This is a genomic window from Enterococcus sp. DIV2453a (assembly GCF_050533535.1).
Classification (GTDB): Bacteria; Bacillota; Bacilli; order Lactobacillales; family Enterococcaceae; genus Enterococcus; species Enterococcus faecalis.
In genome coordinates, this window is record NZ_CP172899.1 from 1,229,774 (window position 1) to 1,251,278 (window position 21,505).

A 21,505-nucleotide genomic window follows, 5' to 3' on the forward strand; every position below is an offset into this window, starting at 1 on the left:
GGCTACAAAGAATGGACGTAGTAAAAGAAATTATGGCAGCAATTAAACAATATGAAACAATTATTATTCATAGACATCAAAGGCCCGATCCAGATGCAATTGGCTCACAGGTTGGGTTAGCAGAACTCTTAAGAGCGAGCTTTCCTGAAAAAAATATTTATCAAGTAGGCGGACCAGTGGAAGGCTTAGAGTTTTTAGCTGAAATGGACGTTATTACTGACGATGTCTATCGAGGTGCATTAGTCATTGTAACAGATACTGCAAATGCTCCACGAATTAGTGATGCGCGTTTTTCTTTAGGCGATCAATTAATTAAAATCGATCATCATCCGAATGATGAACCCTATGGAGATTTAGTTTGGGTGAATACAAATGCAAGTAGTTGTAGTGAAATTATTGTTGATTTTTGGCAACAGCATTTAGCAGAATTAACGATGACAGATAATGCAGCTCGTTTATTGTATGCTGGGATTGTGGGGGATACAGGACGTTTTCTTTATCCTTCCACTTCGGCGCATACACTCGCTGTCGCTGCGCAATTGCGTACGTTTAACTTTAATGCCGCAGACTTAAATCGTGAGTTAGACCAAATGCCTTTAAAGGTTGCTAAATTAGCGGGTTATATTTATCAAAATTTAGAAATCGACGCAAATGGCGCTGCTCGTGTCGTTTTACCACAAAGTATTTTAAACAGTTATGATATTGTCGATTCTGAAACGGCAGCCATTGTTTCAATGCCAGGAAAAATTGAAGATGTTCTCTCATGGGCAATCTTTGTTGAACAGCCGGAAGGTTATTATCGCGTTCGGTTACGTTCCAAAGGGCCAATCATTAATACAATTGCTAAAAAACATCATGGCGGCGGCCATCCTTTGGCAAGTGGCGCTAATGCACGTGATGCGGCTGAAATTGAAGTGATTTACCAAGAAATCCAAGCAGCTTGCCAAGAGTGGGCTCAAAAATAAATAAGTAATTAGAAAGTAGTTATCGGACGTTGATAAATCATTAGGACTACTTTTCATTCACTAGAAAATAAGGTAAAATGAAAAAGAATTATTTTTTACAAAGGAGAACGTTAATGACAGAGCAATTACCAAACTGCCCTGAATGTGGGTCGGCATATGCCTATGAAGATCGCGGATTATTTATTTGTCCAGAATGCGGTCATGAATGGTCACCAACAGAAGAAGTTGCAGAAGAAGGCTTAGTAGTCAAGGACTCAAATGGCAATCTTTTAGCGGATGGTGACAGTGTTACTGTAATCAAAGATTTGAAAGTTAAAGGTGCCAGTGGCGCAATTAAACAAGGCACAAAAGTGAAAAACATTCGTTTAGTGGAAGGTGATCATAACATCGATTGTAAGGTAGATGGCTTTGGTCCAATGAAGTTAAAATCAGAGTTTGTTAAGAAAAATTAAATTTCATTTGAATGATGAGACAGTAAGAGTCTAGGACACAACCATCGTCCTAGACTCTTACTAATGTTTATCGGTCTTGTATTTTATCATTGTACGAAGGCCGTGCCAAGCGTTGTAAAGTGTGAGGATTAACCCGATACCTAAAGGAATCCATAACCATTGCGGAGAATAAGCGGCATCTTTTAACGTTTCAGGGTTGATGGTCCATGATTCTTGCAATACTTGGAAACTAAAAACCATGAGAAATGTTGAAATAAGTAACAAAATAAACCGTAAATAATGAATCGTTGTTTGACGGTGAATCAGTGCAAAGAGTAAGTAGAGCACAAGTAAAAATAGCGGCACTCCAAACGCAAAATATGGCTGTAACATGAGAACGTCCTCCTTTTTCTTAATGATACTGCAAAGGAGAGGATTTGCAAAATAAAATTTATTGTTGGTACATTTTTTTAGAAACAAGTATAGTGTTATTGAGGCATTCATACTTGAAATTGTTTATCTTGGAGGAATTTTTATGGCAGTATATAGCGAACCAATTAAATGGGCAATCATTATTTTCCCGTTTCTAGCATTTTTTATTTCTGGGGCATTATTAATCTATGAATACCGCAAATATGGTTCCTTTGTTTGGACACGAGCAATGATTTTGTATTCATTTGTTTTTTATTTATTATGTGCCTATTTCTTGGTGATTTTACCGTTGCCATCTCGGGCAGAAGTGGCTCAATACACAGGACCAACAATGGAACTGCGGCCTTTTCATTTTATTTCAGGGATTTTAAACGAAACTGTTTTTTCGCTCAAAGATCCTAGTACGTATTTGCCAGCATTAAAACAGCATGCCGTTTTAGAACCACTGTTTAATGTTTTATTAGTTTTACCTTTTGGTGTGTATTTACGGTATTATTTCAAATGTTCATTTTTAAAAACAGTTCTTGCGAGTTTTTTATTGTCATTATTTTTTGAATTAACACAGTTATCTGGCCTTTATTTTATTTATCCACGTTCGTATCGCTTGGCGGATGTCAATGATTTAATTAATAATACCGTCGGAGGCATAGTTGGTTATTGGTTGACGCCACTCTTTACCTTTTTATTGCCAACAAGAGAAGAAATTGATGCCACCTCTTATGAAAAAGGGCAGACAGTTAGCCTGTTAAGACGTTTCTTTGCATGGGGGATTGATTGGTTGGTGATTGGCTTTGTGCAAGGCCTGCTCGTTTTTGGACTAAATTTCATTCCAGCTTATAAAAATTGGGCAACCAATTATCCGATTTTTTCAGATCGGATGTGGTTCTTTATCATGGTTTTTGCGGTCTTTATCGTCATGATGAAACTGACAAACGGTCAAACGTTAGGGAAAAAAGTTGTTCGCATTCGGGTGGTTGAAACAGGACATGAAAAAATTCGTTTAAAAGTCTTGTTTGTTCGCTACGGTTATTTGTATTTTGTGTATGGTTTAATTAGTATTTATCTAGCCAATGCCACTGATTTATTGAATTCTTCTAATCGGATGTTGCAAATGGTGTCACTGCTTCTGTATTTGTTCTGTTTAATTTTATATTTACTGTTTTTGATCAACGTTTTGTTAACCTTGATTCGTAAAAAACGGCGTTTGTTTTATGAAAAAGCCAGCCATACTTATACAGTCAGTACATTAGAAGTTGCGAAAACAAAGGAATCAGCAGGTGAGTAAAAGTTGTTTTTGTGTTATAATGCCAAAGTGCATAAAGAATTTAACGAGAAGAGGTGAGGCAAGTGCCTTCATTTAAACAATTTCAATTTCAACCTTTTATCAACGAAGCACTCGCAGAAAAAGGGTTTGAAGAACCAACAGAAGTCCAAGAAAAATTAATCCCAATCATTAAGAAAGGGAAAAGTGTCATTGGACAATCGCAAACAGGAAGTGGAAAGACGCATACTTTTTTACTTCCATTAATGGATAAAGTTAAGCCAACTATCGACGAAGTACAAATTGTGATTACTGCGCCTAGTCGTGAATTAGCCAATCAAATTTATCAAGAAGCGCAGCAACTGGCTCGTTTCAGTCAACCAGAAATTCGCGTGTCAAATTTTGTTGGCGGAACAGATAAACAACGTCAATTAAATAAATTAAAGCATCAACAACCTCATGTGGTGATTGGTACACCAGGGCGGATTTTAGATATGATGAATGAACAAGCCTTGAAAGTGCATACGGCTTTTGCCTTTGTTGTCGATGAAGCAGACATGACATTAGATATGGGCTTTTTAGAAGAAGTCGATCAAATTGCTGGTCGTTTGCCAGAAAAATTACAAATGCTCGTTTTTTCTGCAACCATTCCAGAAAAATTACGACCATTTTTAAAAAAATATTTAGAAAATCCAGTGATTGAACATATCAAACCAAAAGCAGTTATTTCAGAAACAATTGACAATTGGTTGATTTCCACCAAAGGAAAAAACAGCAATCAAATAATTTATCAATTATTGACTATCGGGCATCCTTATTTAGCGATTGTTTTTGCAAATACTAAACAAAGAGTTGATGAAATCACCGATTACTTAAAAGATCAGGGCCTAAAAGTTGCCAAAATTCATGGAGACATTACACCACGCGAAAGAAAACGTGTGATGCGTCAAGTTCAAAATCTTGACTACCAATATGTGGTAGCTACTGATTTAGCCGCACGTGGGATTGATATTGAAGGGGTTTCACATGTCATCAATGCAGAAGTTCCACATGAATTGGACTTCTTTATCCATCGGGTTGGCCGCACAGGACGTAATGGATTGAATGGGACTGCCATAACATTATATTCACCAGCAGATGATGAAGCGATTACTCAGATTGAGCAGTTAGGTGTTTCTTTCAAACCAAAAGAAATTAAAAATGGTGAGATTGTAGAGACGTATGATCGCAACCGTCGAACAAAACGAGAAAAATCTCGAGAAGAATTAGACCCAACGTTAATTGGTTTAGTGAAAAAGAAAAAGAAAAAAATTAAACCAGGATACAAGAAAAAAATTAATTGGGCAATTGAAGACAGCAATAAGAAAAAACGTAAAATTGAACGTCGTCAAAAAGATCGTTCTGCTAGAAAAGCAAAAAAGAATTCTTCTAACTAAAAACGTTGTGGATTATAGAAAGTAAGGGACGAGAATCGTAAAGATTCTCGTCCCTTACTTTTTTATATGATAAATATTTAAGTCACTTTTAAAATAACTCTTTTTTTAAAGTGACTATTGCTAAAAGTAGAGAAATTTACCAATTAATTGTAAAGATTTTTGTCGAAAACATCAAAATGTTAGTGTTAAAGATCAACATTTTGATGTTTTCTCAAGAAAAAAATAATAAAATTACAGAATTTTTGGCGTGTTTTAGCAAAAAGTAGGAAGTTTCGGCTCTTTTTTTGTTAAAAAATCGGCTTTATTAGCTGATATTAAAGGAAATTCATTTTTTTTTACGGAGGATAAAAAAATTTTACACACAAAAAAATTCATTTTCTAATATAATATAAATAACCACCAAAATAAAGAATAAAGGAGCTAAGAGAGATGAAGATAAAAAGGTGTTTATTAATCAATCGCTGGAGGAAACACGCAATTTGGTAACGTAGTTTGGTTGGTGCGTTTAGTTATTGGTAGCAGAGAGAATTTTTAGGAGGAAAGAAGAAATGAGAAGGATTTTGGTATTAACAAAGAACATTTTAGTTGAGCAAACATTTCAGCAGCAATTACAACATTTAAATTATGAAGTCTTTTGTACGAACTGCTTTGAAGAAACTATAGAACATGAGTTAACTTTTTTTAATTATTTTGATGCAATTGTATTAAGCGAAACACTTTCTCAGAACGATTGCTTGAGATTATTAGGAAGTCTTTCATCGTTAGAGAAGCCGATTTATCGACGTTCACAATCGATGTGTAATAAACGTGAAGCGGAGATTTGGCAGGAAAGAGGTATTATCCGGTGGTTAGGCCTCAAAGATTCATTGGAAGATATTCGTGAAAAAATTGACACTGTCGATCAAAGTTTTGCCGAAGTCACAGCCGAGCTACTTGATGACCAAGTAAAAAAGATTCGCTTTACAAAAAACGAGCAACGCTTTTTAAAAATCTTGTATCAGCATGCCCACGAAGGGTTGGATCGTGATCAAATTTGTCGCTTGCTTTGGCAGAAAGAACCAGATGCTTCTACAAAATCGCAGCTGTCTTTCGTATGTAAACGAGTGAAACAAAAATTTAGTGATGCAGGTATGAACGAAGAGATTATTACAACCTCTTGGGGAAAAGGGTATCAAATAAATGAACAAATTTTGCCTTATTTAGAGCAAACGTTATTTGAAACAGCTCAGTAAGGAAAGATTCCTACGAAAACAATTGACTTTTTAGCAGATCTTTCTTATACTTTTGACTATAAGCTAAAGGATATGAGGAATCTTATTTTGATCACAGAAAGCCGTTCATTGCTGAGAGAAGGGCATCAGATAAATTTACTTGCTCCCTTTAGATGGACTTGATAGAAATATCAACGCGACTCTGCGTTATAGAGCTTAAGAGGTAATGATCCAACATCATTGCAATCAAGGTGGTACCGCGAGCAATCGTCCTTGACTGCAATGGTGTTTTTTGTGTTCACAATCTGCCACTTAAGAGGGTACAAAATATAAATAGTTAATTATTAATAGAAAGTAGGAAAATCAATGAAAGAATTAACAAGTAGTCAAGTTCGCCAAATGTATTTAGACTTCTTTAAGTCTAAAGGACATTCAGTAGAACCAAGCGCTTCTTTAGTACCAGTAAACGATCCAACATTATTATGGATTAACTCTGGTGTTGCGACCTTGAAAAAATATTTTGATGGCTCTGTTGTGCCAGAAAATCCAAGAATTACGAATGCTCAAAAATCTATTCGTACAAATGATATTGAGAATGTTGGGAAAACGGCTCGTCATCATACAATGTTTGAAATGTTAGGGAACTTCTCAATTGGAGATTATTTTAAAAATGAAGCGATTCACTGGGCCTGGGAATTTTTAACTGGTGCTGAATGGCTTGCTTTTGACCCAGAAAAATTATATGTGACTGTTTATCCGAAAGATACAGAAGCAAAACGCATTTGGCGTGATGAAGTTGGTTTATCTGAAGATCATATTATTGATGTAGAAGATAACTTCTGGGATATCGGTGCTGGTCCAAGTGGTCCGGATACGGAAATCTTTTATGATCGCGGCGAAGAATTTTTAGATATTCCAGAAGATGATCCAGAAAATTATCCTGGTGGCGAAAATGAACGCTATTTAGAAATTTGGAACTTAGTGTTCTCTGAATTTAACCATACACCAGAAGATACGTATGAACCATTACCACATAAAAACATTGATACGGGCATGGGCTTGGAACGTGTTGTATCTATCATTCAAGATGCACCAACAAATTTTGAAACTGATTTATTTATGCCAATTATTCATGCGGTAGAAGCTTTAGGAACTAACGTGAAATATGGAGATGCACCACAAACGGATGTTTCCTTTAAAGTGATTGCTGACCATATTCGTGCTTTATCCTTTGCAATTGGTGATGGTGCGCTTCCTTCAAATGAAGGTCGTGGCTATGTGTTACGTCGTTTATTACGTCGTGCGGTAATGCACGGGAAAAAATTAGGCATTAATGAAGCCTTTTTATACAAATTAGTGCCTGTTGTTGGCGAAATCATGGTAAGCTACTATCCAGAAGTATTACAACAAAAAGACTTCATCGAAAAAGTGGTTCGGACAGAGGAAGAACGTTTCCATGAAACCATCAATGAAGGTTTAAGCATGTTAAATGAGGTTATTAAAGAAGTTAAAGATGCAAAAGGCGATACATTAGATGGAAAAATTATCTTCAAACTTTATGATACTTTTGGCTTCCCCGTAGAATTAACGGAAGAAGTTGCAGAAGATGAAGGCTTGAAAGTCGACCATGCTGGGTTTGAAACAGAAATGGAAGCACAGCGTGAACGTGCTCGTTCTGCCCGCAGTAAAGAAACTTCAATGGGTGTTCAATCTGCTTTATTAACAGATATTAAAGTAGAAAGTAAATTTGTTGGCTATACAGAATTAACACATGATAGTGAATTATTTGTTATTATTCAAGGTGACGCACTAGTAAATGAAGCATCTGTAGGAACAGCCGAATTAATTTTTGCTGAAACACCATTTTATGCTGAAATGGGTGGACAAATTGCTGACCGCGGCTATGTAAAAAATACCGCAGGGGAAGTCGTTGCCAACGTGGTGGATGTGAAAAAAGCACCAAACGGTCAATTTTTACACAAAGTAGAAGTTTTGGCGCCATTAGCAGAAGGTCAAATTTATCAATTGCAAGTGGACGAACGGATGCGGACACGTATTTTGAAAAACCATACGGCAACCCATTTATTGCATCGTGCTTTAAAAGATGTGTTAGGGGAGCATGCCAACCAAGCAGGCTCATTAGTTGCACCAGGACATCTACGTTTTGACTTTACTCATTTTGGGCAAGTTACATCAGAAGAACTAGCGCGGATGGAAGCCATCGTTAACGAAAAAATCTGGGAAGCTATTCCTGTTGTCACAATTGAAACAGATATTGATACAGCGAAAAACATGGGCGCAATGGCGTTATTTGGCGAAAAATATGGCAAAGAAGTCCGTGTAGTTAATATTGGGGATTACTCTATCGAATTATGTGGTGGAACACATGTTGCTAATACAGAAGATATCGGGATTTTCAAAATTGTTTCTGAATCTGGGATTGGTGCAGGAGTACGCCGTATTGAGGCAGTGACGAGTAAAGAAGCGTATCAACTTTTACAAGAAGAAGAACGTCAATTGAAAGAGATTGCTACACTAGTTAAATCACCTCAATTAAAAGAAGTGGTTACGAAAACAGAGCAATTGCAACAACAATTACGTGATCTACAAAAAGAAAACGAACAATTGGCAGGCAAATTAGCGAACCAACAAGCTGGTGACATTTTTAAAGATGTCAAAGACATCAATGGTGTTCGTTATATTGCCGCTCAAGTCAATGTTAAAGACATGAATCAATTACGCCAATTGGCTGACCAATGGAAACAAAAAGAATTGTCTGATGTACTAGTTCTGGCAACTGCACAAGATGAAAAAGTAAGCTTGTTAGCGGCTATGACAAAAGACATGAACGGAAAAGGCTTAAAAGCCGGTGACTTAATCAAAGCAATTGCGCCAAAAGTTGGCGGTGGCGGCGGTGGTCGTCCTGATATGGCTCAAGCTGGTGGGAAAAATCCAGCAGGGATTGCGGATGCCTTAGCAGAAGTTGAAAACTGGTTGGCAAATGCCTAATTAAAAATGTTTTCCCTATTATTAATATAAGGAGAATGCTCTTTATAGCAATAATGACAGCCCTCTTCAAAGTTATGAAATTGATTTTGAAGGGGGTTCTTTTTTATAAGTGATTACGGAGAGAAAACAGTAGATTGCACGAATGTGTAAGTTTTCATCTTCAATTGACAATGGTATAATAAGCAACGGAGGAATCAAAAATATGAATGAAAATCAATTATCAAAACGTCTCGCAACGGTTGGTGATTTAATCCCTAGAGGAAGTCGCTTAGCAGACATTGGTTCAGACCATGCTTATTTACCAGTTGCTTTAATGTTAGAAAATAAACTGTCTTTTGCTGTGGCTGGGGAAGTGGTGGAAGGCCCCTATCAATCTGCCAAAACCCAAGTCAGTAAATCCAATTTGACGGATAAAATTATCGTACGTTTAGCGAACGGGCTAGATGCAATTGAACCTGAAGATCAAATAGACGTCATTAGTATTTGTGGAATGGGCGGCACATTAATCCGAGATATTTTAGAAGCTGGACGCAAAAAAAATCGTTTAACAGGGAAGGAACGCCTTGTTTTACAACCGAATATTGGTGAACCAACTTTACGACGCTGGTTAATGGTAAACGACTACAGTATTATTGATGAAACAATCGTGGAAGAAAACCGTAAATTGTATGAAATTATCGTAGCCGAAAAAACAGAGCAATCCGTTTCTTATACGGACCAAGAATTACTATTTGGGCCAGTTTTAATTAAAAAACAAGGACCCGTTTTTACCAAAAAATGGCAACGAGAATTAAAACAGCGCAAAACTGTTCTTGCACAACTAGCAAAAGCAAGTGGAGAACATATTGAAAAACAAGTGAAACTACAGCAAGACCAACAATTAATTGAGGAGGTGCTGGCCAATGGCTGTGAACGGTAAGACATTGATTCGACGCTTCAATGACTATTGTCCCGAGTGGCTAGCTGAAACGGGAGATCCTGTGGGCTTGCACATTGGTACGTTAGATAAACCAATTGAAAATGTGATGGTTACCTTAGATGTTCGTCCTGAGGTCGTTGCAGAAGCAATTGAGAAGCAGGTTGATTTAATTATTGCGAAACACCCACCTATTTTCCGCCCAGTTAAGCGATTAACCACAGATAATTTTCAAGAAAAAATGTACGCTGATTTATTAAAACACGATATTGCTGTTTATGCAGCGCATACTAACATGGATATTATTGACAATGGGCTAAATGATTGGTTTTGTGAATTATTGGGAATTAAACAGACCACCTTTTTAACTAAAACACATACTGTTCCTTATAAAAAATTAGCCGTTTTTGTGCCAATTGATGAAGCTCCGCAAATGAGAGAAGCTTTAGGTCTAGCTGGTGCTGGAGCTCAAGGTGATTATTCTAAAACAAGTTACTCTTTAATTGGAACAGGACGTTTTACACCAACACAAGGAGCAAATCCAACGATTGGCGAAATTGGTCAAGAAAGTGTCGTCCAAGAAGCAAAAATCGAAGTGATTTTCCCTGAAACTAAACAAGAACAAGTTCTTGCAGCTATGTTACAGGCGCATCCTTATGAAGAACCGGCGTATGATGTTTATACCATTGAAAATCAATCAAAAGAATTTGGTTTAGGTCGGGTTGGAGTATTAGACAAGCCTGTGAGATTCTCTGATTTTGTACAGCAAGTTAAGGAAGCTTTCCAATTGGATGGCTTGCGGGTCATTGCAAAAGATGATACTAAAATGATTCAACGGGTAGCCATTTGTGGTGGAAGTGGTGAAAAATTCTATCATGATGCATTACGTAAACAAGCCGATGTCTATATTACTGGTGATGTGTATTATCATACGGCACATGACATGATTGCTGAAGATTTACCAGTTATCGATCCTGGTCATTACATTGAAGCGCTTTGTAAGCCAAAACTTGTGGAATTAATGAATCAATGGAAACAAGAAAATGAGTGGGCTGTATCCATTTTTGAATCAGAAGCGAATACCAACCCATTTCGTTTTAAATAAAAAAATGAAGATTAAAGGAGTGTTCTTTTATGTATGAAAATCTATTACCTCGTTTTTTACGCTATGTGAAAACAGAAACACGCTCAGATGCAACTAGCACAACGACACCATCAACACAAACACAAGTAGCCTTTGCACAAACCTTAAAAAAAGAATTAGAAGAATTAGGGATGAGCGATGTTATTTATAACGAAACAAATGGTTTTGTGATTGCTACGTTACCTAGTAACGTGGAGAAAGACGTTCGTTCAATCGGCTTTATTGCCCATATGGATACGGCTGATTTTAATGCAGTGAATGTTTCTCCGCAAATTGTTGAGAACTATGACGGAGAATCAACGATTCCTTTAGATAAAGAAGGCAAATTCACTTTAAATACGAAAGACTTTCCTAACTTAAAAAATTATCGTGGTGAAACACTTATCACAACCGATGGTACCACTTTATTAGGGGCTGATGATAAATCAGGTATTGCGGAAATAATGACAGCCATGGAATATTTAATTAATCACCCAGAAATTAAGCATGGCACCATTCGTGTGGCTTTCGGTCCTGACGAAGAAATTGGTGTAGGTGCCGACAAATTTGATGTCGCTCAATTTAACGTGGATTTTGCTTATACAATGGATGGTGGGCCAGTAGGTGAATTACAATTTGAAACGTTTAATGCGGCGCAAGCAGAAATTACAATTCAAGGGAAAAACGTTCATCCAGGAACGGCGAAAAATACAATGATTAATGCGTTACAACTAGGAATTGATTTCCATAATGCCTTACCTGCTGACGAAGTTCCAGAAAAAACAGCAGGTGAAGAAGGCTTTTATCATTTAGCAGCGTTTGCTGGAACGCCAGAAGAAGCTACAATGACGTATATTATTCGCGATCACAATCGCGAGATTTTTGAAGCACGTAAAGCTAAAATTAAAGAAATTCAGCAAACATTGAATGCACCATTTGATGAAGAACGAATCAAAGTTGATTTATTTGATCAATACTATAATATGCGAGAAGTGATTGAAAAAGATATGTCCATTGTCGAAATTGCTAAACAAGCAATGGAAGAATTGTCAATTCAACCAATTATTGAACCTGTTCGCGGTGGAACGGATGGCTCAAAAATTTCTTATTTAGGGATTCCAACACCAAATATCTTTGCTGGTGGCGAAAATATGCATGGCCGTTTTGAATTTGTTTCATTACAAGCCATGGAAAAAGCGACCAATGTGATTATTAAAATTGCTGAATTAAATGCAAAATAAATGAGGTACTCAATAGGAAAGTAAGAAAACGGGCAACCGAGAGCTTACTTTCCTGTTGTAGTTTCATGAGTCATTGAAAATTTTTTTGCAATTAGAATCAGAACAAGGTATCCTAGTACAGTAACTAGTTAGGAGGCCAGAAAGAATGCTTCAGTGGATAGTAATCATTTATTTCCTCGTCATTAATTTAGTATTGTTTAGTATGATGGGTTATGATAAAAAACAAGCAAAACGTGGGGACTGGCGTATTCCAGAACGCCGCTTATTGACGATAGGACTTGTCGGTGGCGGTCTAGGTGGGCTAATGGGACAAAAGAAATTTCATCATAAAACCCAAAAACCAGTTTTTGCATTGTGTTATTCAATTGGCGTAATCGCGATGATTAGTTGCATCTATCTAACGTTTAAGTAAGAACAAAAAAGGAGAAGCGATGAAAGGAAAAGTAAAAATTGGCTTAAATATGTTGTTAATGATTATCGTTTTAGGCGTAATCTTTTATGTCATGGATAATTCATTAAGTGATATTTTTGCTCAACTGATGGAAACGAGTTGGCTGGTGCTGATTGCTGTTATTTTTTTTGGAGTAGTTTATCAATTTGCAGAAGGGCGCTCAATCAAGGAAATAGCTCGTTATTTTAACAAAGACTTTACAACAGTGGATGGTTTTTTTACTTCTTGTTATGTAGCATTTTATCGGATTATTTCATTTGGCACGGGAACCTTGCTTTCAGAAATTTATTTTTATAAGAAAAAGGGAATTCCTGTTTCTAAAAGTGTGGGGATAACGGCATTACATATGATTATGTACAAAGCAGCCGTGATTTTTTTAGCAATTATTGGTTTGATTATTCAATTTTCCCTGTTTTATGAAAATGCGCCTAAGATGATTCCATTCATTTTAGCAGGTGTTATTTTAACATTAGTAATAATTGCAGCATTACTTATTTTATCTAGTAGCTTAAAGTTGCAAGTTTTATTGGTTAAGTTTGCCAATCGTTGGTTTAAACGACCAAAACTAAGAGATTGGGTGGATAATTGTAATTTACAAATCTATTCCTTGCGGGCGGCTGTCCAAACAATTACACAAGATCGCTCAGCGTTGCTTCGAATCTTTTCATGGAATGTATTTAAATTATTATTTTGGTACATTATTCCTTACATTGTTTTAGTAGAAAATCACCCGAATATTGATTTATTATTAGTGATGTCCTTTACCAGTTTTGCTGTTATTCTTTCAGGAGTTATTCCAACACCTGCTGGCATTGGTCCATTTGAATTTGTTTACTTATTGTTGTTTAAACCATTGGTCGGCAATGTTGATGCTGTAGCATCTGTTTTACTGTATCGATTTGGTAGCTTTGTGTTACCCTTTTTGATTGGCTTGGTTTATGTCGCCATTGAGAAACGAAAATCATTACGCATTGAGATTGAAGAAATAAAACGTCAAACAGATGAATAAGGTAGAACGAGAAAAAGAGTCGCTCTTTTTCTCGTTCTTTTTTTTTAAAAGGAATTGACTTGTACGAGGGATGTCTTATAATAGACTTAATACATGACTAAAAAATATTTTTTTGAACTAATAAAAATTATGGTAAAGGGGTGGCGAAAATTATTGCTGATTGTACAGCAGTGCTGTTATGCGGCGGGAAAAGTTCACGGATGGGATTTGATAAAGCATTATTGAAAATTCAAGGCCAATACGTGATCTTGCAAACAGCTGAAAAGTTAATGGAACTGTTCGAAGAGGTTATTTTAGTAACGAATGATAGTCAAAAATTTCCTAAGGCGTTTAGAAAATGCACAATCATTCAAGATATGTATCTTGGAAAGGGGCCATTAGGTGGGATTGTGACAGCAATGAACTATACTCAGAAAGCTGAAGTGTTTGTAATTGCCTGTGATATACCAACTTTTTCTCCTAAACTTGTGTATCAGTTAGCCTCTAAGCGTGGACAAAATCAAGTAACAATCTTTGACTTTGAAGGTCGTCAAGAACCATTATTTGGCTTTTATCGATGTTCTTGTTTACCAACATTTCAAAAACAGCTTGCGCAAAATAACTATCAGATTCGGCAAGAATTTGAGCATCTATCTGTAAAAACGGTGCAACTATCAAAAGAGAATCAACTTAAAAATGTCAATCGAAAAGAAGAATTGTCTCAGTGGTATCGATAAAAAGGAGGAATCGTAATGGATTTTTTCAGTAGTGAAGAAATAGTTGCAAGCTTAGGTGATAAGGCAAAAATGAAAGGGAAATTATCGTTTGTTCGACTCTGTATTTTAGGCATCATGGCTGGTTTTTGTATTGCACTGGGTTACTTGGCGTTTATTCGTATCACTGGAACCGCCCCCACAGAATGGGGAAGTTTTAACAACTTTCTGGGTGGAGCTTTATTTCCAGTTGGATTGATAGCGCTTACTTTTGTTGGTGGTGAGTTAGCAACAGGCAATATGATGGTAATGACATTAGGCGTATTACAGAAAAAGGTTCGAGTGGGCACTCTTTGTTATAACTGGCTAGTTGTTTTATTGACCAATTGTCTAGGCGGATTTCTTGTGGCGTATTTATTTGGCCATATTGTTGGGTTAACTGAAGGTGCGTTTCTGGATAAAACAGTCGCAGTTGCTCAGGCGAAAATTGCTGATCCACCGCTAGTTGCTTTTGTTTCAGGGATTGGCTGTAATATTTTTGTTTGTTTAGCGGTTTATCTCGGAGCGTTGGCAAAATCATATTTAGGTAAAATGTTTGGCTTGTGGTTTCCTGTCATGGTTTTCGTTGTTTGTGGGTTTCAACACGTGGTCGCCAATGCGTTTATTATTCCAGCGGCAATTTTTTCACAAAGCACCACAATCAGTTGGTGGGATTATTTGCAAAATACACTATGGGTATTTTTAGGCAATGCAGTAGGTGGCAGTCTTTTTATGGCCGTACCATTGATCTTTATGACAAAACCAGCAACTGTCAAACCAAGAGTTGAGAAAACGATTCAGACGGAGGAGCTCTATGGCAATTGAGATACCAAACATGATTCAAATTGGTTCTACTGGTCGGAATAGTGGCAAAACGACATTAGCCGAAGCCCTTATTAAACAGTACCAAGAAGTCTATCCAATTTATGGCTTGAAGATTATTACGATTAGTGGTCAACGAGGGGTGTGTCAACGAGGCACAAAAGGATGCGGAATTTGTACCAGTATTACAGCTGGTTATGAATTAGTAGAAGAGCAAGAGACGATTGGCAATAAAGATACCATGAAATTATTAGCTGCAGGTTGTCAAAAAGTTTTTCTATTGAAAGTTTTTCAAGAAAATTTGGCGGAAGCCATTCAGCAATTTCTGAAAGCTGTGCCGGCCCAAGCATTAATCATTTGTGAATCAAATTCATTACGTAATGTTGTACAGCCAGGACTATTTCTTATGATGAATAACCAGAATCGCCAAAAAGAATCAGCAAAAAATGTTATAGATAAAGCCGATTTTTGTTTACTATCTGCTGAAATACCAAAAGAATTGCGTATCTATTATCAAGGAGAACAACTTCAAGTTTCACTAAAAAGGGGGAATAAAAAGGAATGTGTGCATTAAGCTTAATTGAAAAAGAAGCGATTATTCTAGCAAACGATGCTGATCCACAACGAATTTTAAATATTTTAATTGAATTACAATTTGCTTCAGAGGAAGGGTATATCGATCAGGAAACAGCTCAATTAGTTGCAGAGCATCTACATTTAACGGAAGCGCGAGTCTATGAAATCGTCAGTTTTTATGCCATTTTAAAGACGGAACCGCAAGCGAAGTATGTCTTGAAGATTTGTAACAGCACACCGTGTCATTATACTGGTGGGGCGATGGTTGCAGAGGTATTAGAAACCATTTTAGAAGTGCCAGAGAATCAGCCGACCCCAGATGGCTTATTTATGTATCACAGTATTCCTTGTATCGGGGCTTGTGATTTAGGTCCAGTAATTAAAATTAAGGACACCGTTTTTAGTCAACTAACAGAAGAGAAAATTTATCAATTAATTCAACATTTACAAAATGATTGCTATGAAGGACTGTAGGAGGTGAGTCAATGCTTAAGAGAAACCAACCAATGTTATTAGAGAGAATGGGGAAAATGCAATCTGCGACCGATGTTTCTGAATATTGTAAATACGATGGATTTGATGGTTTAAAAAGAGCAATTTCACTATCGGATGAAGAAATTTTAAACGAACTGGATATTGCGCACTTAAGAGGTCGCGGTGGAGCAGCCTATCCTTTAGGAAAAAAATGGCGCCATCTTTATCATGCAAAAGGAACCACAAAGTACATTGTTTGTAATGCTGATGAAGGCGAACCAGGGACCTTTAAGGATAAAGTACTTTTATCTGAAGATCCATTGAGTGTGATTGAAGGAATGATCATTGCTGGCTATTTATTTTCAGCAAAAGCAGGTTATATTTATATGCGAGGAGAATATCGCAGAATCCAAAAAACATTTCAAGAAGCACTGGATAATGCACGACAAGCTGGCTTTTTAGGGGAAAACATTTTAGGAATTGAAGGATTTAATTATGATATTACGATTATTTCTGGTGCTGGCGCCTATATTTGTGGGGAAAATTCAGCACTTTTAAATTCAATTGAAGGAAAAACGGGGCGGCCGCGTGTCAAACCACCACACTTAGCAGATGTTGGTTTATATTTGCAACCAACATTAGTAAATAATGTTGAATCATTTGCAAGTGTTCCTGTAATTTTACGAGAAGGTGGACAAGCCTTTTTAGAGATGGGTACTGCCGATGGTGGCGGAACAAAGCTAATTTGTTTGTCTGGACATATTAAAAATCGGGGCTTATACGAGGTCAACCTTGGAACACCATTAGAAGAAATAATTTATGGCGAGCAATACGGCGGAGGCTCTGCAACTGGTCGATCATTAAAATTTATTCACTTCGGTGGACAATCCGGTCCAATTGGTGCTGTCGCAACGTTAAGGGATTGTTTGTATTCCTACGAAGATTTATGGGCCCATGACTTATCTGTCGGCTCTGGTGCAATTGTAGTAATGGATGATTCAGTCAATGTTGTGGACTATTTAGTACACGTGGCGGCCTTTTTTGCTCATGAGTCCTGTGGTAAATGCACCCCTTGCCGATTGGGAACAACTAGGATTTTGGAATTATTGAGTAAATTCAATCGGAACGAGGCAACAGCTAGTGATTTGCCACGATTGGAAAAGATGCTCACGCATGTCACGCGATTATCAGCTTGTGGTTTGGGCCAATCCGTCGCAAATCCAATGAAGAGTGCATTGGATTTGTTTCCAGAAGAATTTGAAACGACTGCTGAAACAGAAATCTATGCCACCAGCAAAGGAGGTTGGTAAAAATGAAAACAAAGTTGCATACGCAAACAGTTACATTGTCTATTGATAACCAAGAAGTAACTGTGCCTAAAGGGACTACCATTCTCGAAGCAGCGAAAGGGCTAGGTGTTGAAATCCCAACGCTCTGTCATTTAAAGGAATTAGCGCCTGATGGTTCTTGTCGGATGTGCGTGGTTGAGGTGGAAGGCGGCCGACGTGGTGGCTTAACAACTGCTTGTACGGCACATTGTCAAGAGGACATGGTTGTGTCAACACATTCTGAAAAAGTTGCTGATTCCAGACGTTTTATTCTTGATTTATTATTGAGTAATCATAAATTAGACTGTTTTTCTTGTGGAAAAAACGGGGATTGTCAATTACAACAGTATGCGCTAGATTATGGGATTGATGCCACTAGCTTTACCGAGGGAAAAAGAATGCCTTGCCATCAAGAAGATACCAGTAATCCATTTTTCTCTTATGATCCAGAAAAGTGTATCATGTGTCGTCGTTGTGCTCGTGTCTGTCAATTGCGGCAGGGAAGAGATGTACTCAGTATTGCTAATCGTGGCTTTGAAACAAAAATGATGCCGAATTATGGGCAGGCGTTTGATCAATCTATCTGTGAATCATGTGGCAATTGTGTCTCTTCCTGTCCTACAGGAGCGTTAACAGCAAAAGATACGAAAGAGTACCGCAAATGGGAAACCCAGAAAATTCCTACAACTTGTCCACATTGTGGGACAGGCTGTCAGATGAATTTACTCGTTAAAAATAATCGTTTGGTGGGTGTTGAACCTCTGGATGGACCAGCTAATAAAAATTTACTTTGTGTGAAAGGAAAATTTGCTTCATATAAATTTGTTGGGTCAGGAGATCGCTTAACGGAGCCATTAATTAAACGGAATGGGATTTTTGAACCTGCTTCTTGGGAAGAAGCCTTAACGCTTGTTTCGTCAAAATTTAACGAAATTAAAGCAGAAAACGGTCCGGATGCTCTTGCTGGTTTTTCGTGCTCTAGAGCGACAAATGAAGATAATTATGTCTTTCAAAAAATGGTGCGTGCTGCTTTTGGTACCAATAATGTTGATAACTGTGCCCGTGTTTGTCATTCGGCTTCGGTCCATGGTTTAGCCCAAACCTTAGGCTCTGGTGCGATGACTAATCCTATTGCTGATATCACTGAAGATGTCGACATGATTTTATTAGTAGGTTCCAATCCAGAAGAAGCTCATCCAGTTATTGGTGCGCAAATTCGCCAAGCCATCCAAAGAGGAACGCAAGTTGTTGTTGTTGATCCGCGGAAAATTAACTTAGTGAAGGATAGTGCGCTGCATTTACAAGTTCAGGCGGGAACGAATGTCGCATTTGCTAATGGCATGATGCATGTGATTTTGAAAGAAGGTTTAGCAGATCGCCATTTTATTGAAGAACGGACAGAAGGATTTTTAGATTTAGAAAAAATGGTGGCTGATTATACGCCGGAAAAAGTCGCAGAAATTTGTCATATTCATCCAGAAGATTTAATTCAAGCAGCACGCATGTATGCAAAAGCAGAGAAAGCACCAATCATTTATTGTTTAGGCGTAACGGAACATTCGACAGGAACTGAGGGTGTTATGAGTATGTCTAATTTGGCAATGTTGGTTGGTAAAGTTGGAAAACCAGGCTGTGGTGTCAATCCTTTGCGAGGTCAAAATAATGTTCAAGGTGCTTGCGATATGGGCTGTATGCCTTATGATTTCCCAGGCTATCAAAAAGTCAATAATCCAGAAGTAATCGACAAATTTGAAAAAGCTTGGCATGTGCCGTTAAATCGAAACACAGGTTTAACTTCTACTAAAGTCTTGCCAGCAGCAACGGCAGGAAACGTCAAAGGCCTTTATATTTTTGGAGAAGATCCAATTGTTACGGATCCAGACACAGGACATGTTCGTCAAGCTTTAGAAAGTTTAGACTTTTTAGTCGTTCAAGAATTATTTATGACCGAAACGGCTGCTTATGCAGATGTTGTTTTACCTGGCATCAGTTATGCAGAAAAAGATGGGACATTTACAAATACAGAACGGCGCGTGCAAAGAGTCCGCAAAGCTGTTGAACCAAGGGGACAAGCGCGAGAAGACTATGAAATTTTTTGTGAAGTCATGACACGGATGGGCTATCCTTGTGCGTATGAATCTGCAAAAGAAATTATGAAAGAAATTTCAGCTGTGACGCCTTCGTTTGGTGGAATTAATTATGAACGATTAGAGAAGGAGAGCTTACAATGGCCTTGTCGTAGCTTGACAGATCCAGGTACGCCGATTATGCATGTGGGCAGTTTTGCTCGTGGGAAAGGTTTATTTAAAGCAATTCCGTATAAGCAAGCACAAGAATTACCAGATGAAGAGTACCCGTATTTAATGTCGACAGGCCGAATGCTTTACCATTACAATACCCGAGCAATGACAGGACGAACGGAAGGGATTAACCAAATAGCGAATCACTCTTATATTGAGATAAATGCAGTCGATGCACAAGCTCTGGGAATCCAAGAAGGTGACAAAGTTGAAGTTCATTCTCGACGTGGCAAAATTGAAACCTATGCGGCTGTCGGAAATCGAGTATTTCCGCAAGAAGTCTTTATGACATTCCACTTTCCAGATGGGAATGTTAACGAAATCACCAATGCTGTATTTGATGATATCGCCACAATTCCTGAATATAAAGTTTGTGCCGTTGCGATTAAACCAGTGAATAAATAAAAAAGGATGATTAAAACATGATCGAGTTGGAAGAAGCACGAGAGAAAATGACCCAACATATGAAGAGTCAATGTGAAACAGAAGAAGTGGCGCTGCTTGATTCCTTGGGGCGGATTAGCGGAGAAACCATTTTTGCAGAGACAGCGATTCCTCATTTTCCTCGTGCCGGGATGGATGGGTATGCCGTTCGTGCAGTAGAAACACGAGGTGCGACTGCTGAAAGCCCAAGTTGTTTAAAAGTCGTCGGCTCTTTAGTGGCAGGGGATTCCATGTTTTATTGTAATCAGACGAATAACTGTGCGATTAAAATAACGACAGGTGCTTTTATTCCAACCGATTTTGATGCTGTAGTGCCACAAGAATGGACGGATTTTGGGCAGGACCATGTTAAAATTTTTCGCTCTGTCACTGCGGGCCAAAACTATGCGGAAATTGGAGAAGATATTGCTTTTCAGCAAAAAATTTTAGCAAAACATCAACAGATTAATAGTCGCATGATTGGTTTGTTGGCAATGCAAGGGATTGATAAAGTTGTTGTTTTGAAGCGCATGAAGGTGGGGATTTTAGCGACCGGTAGTGAGTTAGTTTCTTTGGAAGAACCACTGTCAGTTGGGAAAATTTATAATAGTAATCTCTACATGTTAGCAGCTTTTGTCAAAGCGAGTGGCAATGAAGTAATCCACCTAGACCATTGTTCAGATGACCCTGAAGAATTAGCGAAGAGGCTGATTGAGATTTCACCGAAACTTGATGTATTAATTACTTGTGGTGGTGTTTCGGTAGGTGAAAAGGACAATTTACCTTTAGCGATTAAACGTATCGGAGGAACAGAGTTGTTTCATTTTGTAAATATGAAACCTGGAACCCCAGTTATGGGAAGTAAATTTCAAGAGACACTCATTTTAAGCGTTTCAGGCAATCCGTTTGCGGCAATGGTTAATTTACATCTTTTTTACTGGACATTATTAGCTACTTTTTTTAATTGTGTCGAGTTAAATCTCAAGGAACGAACAGTAATTTTAGCGCATGAATTAGCACCAAGTAGACTACGTCGATTTTACCGAGCGAAAGAAATAGATGGCACAGTAAATTTAGTGACAAAAAGTCATCTTTCATCCAATTTATCAAATACTTTAGAAACAAATTGCCTGCTAGAACAACCAGCTGGTGTACTACTCAAAAAAGGCGCGCTTGTAAAAGTCTATTATTGGCAAACTTGATGACAACCTGACCTAAGATTAGTATGAAAGTAAGAGCCTGGAACAAAAATCACTTTGGATTTTTGTTCCAGGCTTAAAAATTGATAAACGGCGGGAACAGAAGCAACACTACGCGTTGCTCCGATCTCAACAACTTCTAAGGTGTTTTCTCGACATGCGTCTCG

19 protein-coding genes are annotated in these 21,505 nt (G+C 37.7%); 18 read left to right on the forward strand and 1 reads right to left on the reverse strand.

The window, feature by feature from the left end; genetic code table 11:
* Nucleotides 1–11: 11 nt before the first annotated feature.
* Entirely contained in the window at nucleotides 12–965 is a 954-nt protein-coding gene (locus IGK03_RS06130; protein ID WP_002357742.1) for a DHH family phosphoesterase, read from the forward strand.
* Between the two features lie 113 nt (nucleotides 966–1,078).
* On the forward strand, nucleotides 1,079–1,417 hold the full coding sequence (locus tag IGK03_RS06135) for a zinc ribbon domain-containing protein YjdM (protein ID WP_002357741.1): 339 nt from the start codon (nucleotides 1,079–1,081) through the stop codon (nucleotides 1,415–1,417).
* 60 nt (nucleotides 1,418–1,477) lie between these two features.
* Here the strand turns inward: IGK03_RS06135 and IGK03_RS06140 are convergent, their stop codons facing one another.
* Complete coding sequence (locus IGK03_RS06140) at nucleotides 1,478–1,876, reverse strand: hypothetical protein (protein ID WP_002382283.1); 399 nt, start codon at nucleotides 1,874–1,876, stop codon at nucleotides 1,478–1,480.
* 55 nt (nucleotides 1,877–1,931) lie between these two features.
* Here IGK03_RS06140 and IGK03_RS06145 point away from each other — a divergent pair, with 55 nt between their 5' ends.
* The 16 genes from IGK03_RS06145 (at nucleotide 1,932) to IGK03_RS06220 (ending at nucleotide 21,341) form a co-directional block, all read left to right on the forward strand.
* On the forward strand, nucleotides 1,932–3,113 hold the full coding sequence (locus IGK03_RS06145; RefSeq protein WP_430602567.1) for a VanZ family protein: 1,182 nt from the start codon (nucleotides 1,932–1,934) through the stop codon (nucleotides 3,111–3,113).
* Between the two features lie 53 nt (nucleotides 3,114–3,166).
* The gene (locus tag IGK03_RS06150) at nucleotides 3,167–4,525 is read left to right on the forward strand and encodes a DEAD/DEAH box helicase (protein WP_370627358.1); all 1,359 of its coding nucleotides are present in this window, start codon (nucleotides 3,167–3,169) and stop codon (nucleotides 4,523–4,525) included.
* A 548-nt stretch (nucleotides 4,526–5,073) separates the two neighbouring features.
* Entirely contained in the window at nucleotides 5,074–5,757 is a 684-nt protein-coding gene (locus IGK03_RS06155) for a helix-turn-helix domain-containing protein (protein ID WP_002374960.1), read from the forward strand.
* Between the two features lie 345 nt (nucleotides 5,758–6,102).
* Nucleotides 6,103–8,745: an alanine--tRNA ligase gene (gene alaS, locus IGK03_RS06160; protein ID WP_071646689.1), complete on the forward strand. Its 2,643-nt coding sequence runs from the start codon at nucleotides 6,103–6,105 to the stop codon at nucleotides 8,743–8,745.
* A gap of 202 nt (nucleotides 8,746–8,947) precedes the next feature.
* Complete coding sequence (locus tag IGK03_RS06165; RefSeq protein WP_430602570.1) at nucleotides 8,948–9,664, forward strand: tRNA (adenine(22)-N(1))-methyltransferase; 717 nt, start codon at nucleotides 8,948–8,950, stop codon at nucleotides 9,662–9,664.
* On the forward strand, nucleotides 9,648–10,766 hold the full coding sequence (locus IGK03_RS06170) for a Nif3-like dinuclear metal center hexameric protein (RefSeq protein ID WP_002413840.1): 1,119 nt from the start codon (nucleotides 9,648–9,650) through the stop codon (nucleotides 10,764–10,766). The genes IGK03_RS06165 and IGK03_RS06170 overlap by 17 nt, the downstream gene beginning before the upstream one ends.
* Before the next feature lie 29 nt (nucleotides 10,767–10,795).
* Nucleotides 10,796–12,025: a peptidase T gene (pepT, locus tag IGK03_RS06175; RefSeq protein ID WP_002360428.1), complete on the forward strand. Its 1,230-nt coding sequence runs from the start codon at nucleotides 10,796–10,798 to the stop codon at nucleotides 12,023–12,025.
* 145 nt (nucleotides 12,026–12,170) lie between these two features.
* Nucleotides 12,171–12,437: a DUF1294 domain-containing protein gene (locus IGK03_RS06180; protein WP_002357729.1), complete on the forward strand. Its 267-nt coding sequence runs from the start codon at nucleotides 12,171–12,173 to the stop codon at nucleotides 12,435–12,437.
* Between the two features lie 19 nt (nucleotides 12,438–12,456).
* A complete protein-coding gene (locus IGK03_RS06185) occupies nucleotides 12,457–13,485 on the forward strand; it encodes a lysylphosphatidylglycerol synthase transmembrane domain-containing protein (RefSeq protein ID WP_002360426.1) in 1,029 nt (342 codons plus the stop codon).
* Between the two features lie 140 nt (nucleotides 13,486–13,625).
* Nucleotides 13,626–14,201: a molybdenum cofactor guanylyltransferase gene (gene mobA, locus IGK03_RS06190; RefSeq protein WP_002361748.1), complete on the forward strand. Its 576-nt coding sequence runs from the start codon at nucleotides 13,626–13,628 to the stop codon at nucleotides 14,199–14,201.
* Nucleotides 14,202–14,216: 15 nt separating this feature from the next.
* Nucleotides 14,217–15,041 (forward strand): formate/nitrite transporter family protein, encoded by an 825-nt coding sequence (locus IGK03_RS06195; RefSeq protein WP_010775809.1) that lies wholly within the window; start codon nucleotides 14,217–14,219, stop codon nucleotides 15,039–15,041.
* On the forward strand, nucleotides 15,031–15,612 hold the full coding sequence (locus IGK03_RS06200) for a hypothetical protein (RefSeq protein ID WP_010775810.1): 582 nt from the start codon (nucleotides 15,031–15,033) through the stop codon (nucleotides 15,610–15,612). Before IGK03_RS06195 ends, IGK03_RS06200 begins: the two co-directional genes overlap by 11 nt.
* Nucleotides 15,600–16,088 carry an NAD(P)H-dependent oxidoreductase subunit E gene (locus IGK03_RS06205; RefSeq protein ID WP_016617932.1) on the forward strand — a complete coding sequence of 163 codons (489 nt, stop codon included), beginning with the start codon at nucleotides 15,600–15,602 and terminating at the stop codon, nucleotides 16,086–16,088. Before IGK03_RS06200 ends, IGK03_RS06205 begins: the two co-directional genes overlap by 13 nt.
* 11 nt (nucleotides 16,089–16,099) lie before the next feature.
* Nucleotides 16,100–17,398, forward strand: a complete 1,299-nt coding sequence (locus IGK03_RS06210) for a complex I 51 kDa subunit family protein (RefSeq protein WP_033624949.1) — start codon at nucleotides 16,100–16,102, stop codon at nucleotides 17,396–17,398.
* Nucleotides 17,399–17,400: 2 nt separating this feature from the next.
* Nucleotides 17,401–20,121 (forward strand): formate dehydrogenase subunit alpha, encoded by a 2,721-nt coding sequence (gene fdhF / locus IGK03_RS06215; protein WP_430602572.1) that lies wholly within the window; start codon nucleotides 17,401–17,403, stop codon nucleotides 20,119–20,121.
* Nucleotides 20,122–20,138: 17 nt separating this feature from the next.
* Nucleotides 20,139–21,341 (forward strand): molybdopterin molybdotransferase MoeA, encoded by a 1,203-nt coding sequence (locus IGK03_RS06220; protein WP_141439594.1) that lies wholly within the window; start codon nucleotides 20,139–20,141, stop codon nucleotides 21,339–21,341.
* The last annotated feature ends 164 nt before the right edge of the window (nucleotides 21,342–21,505 follow it).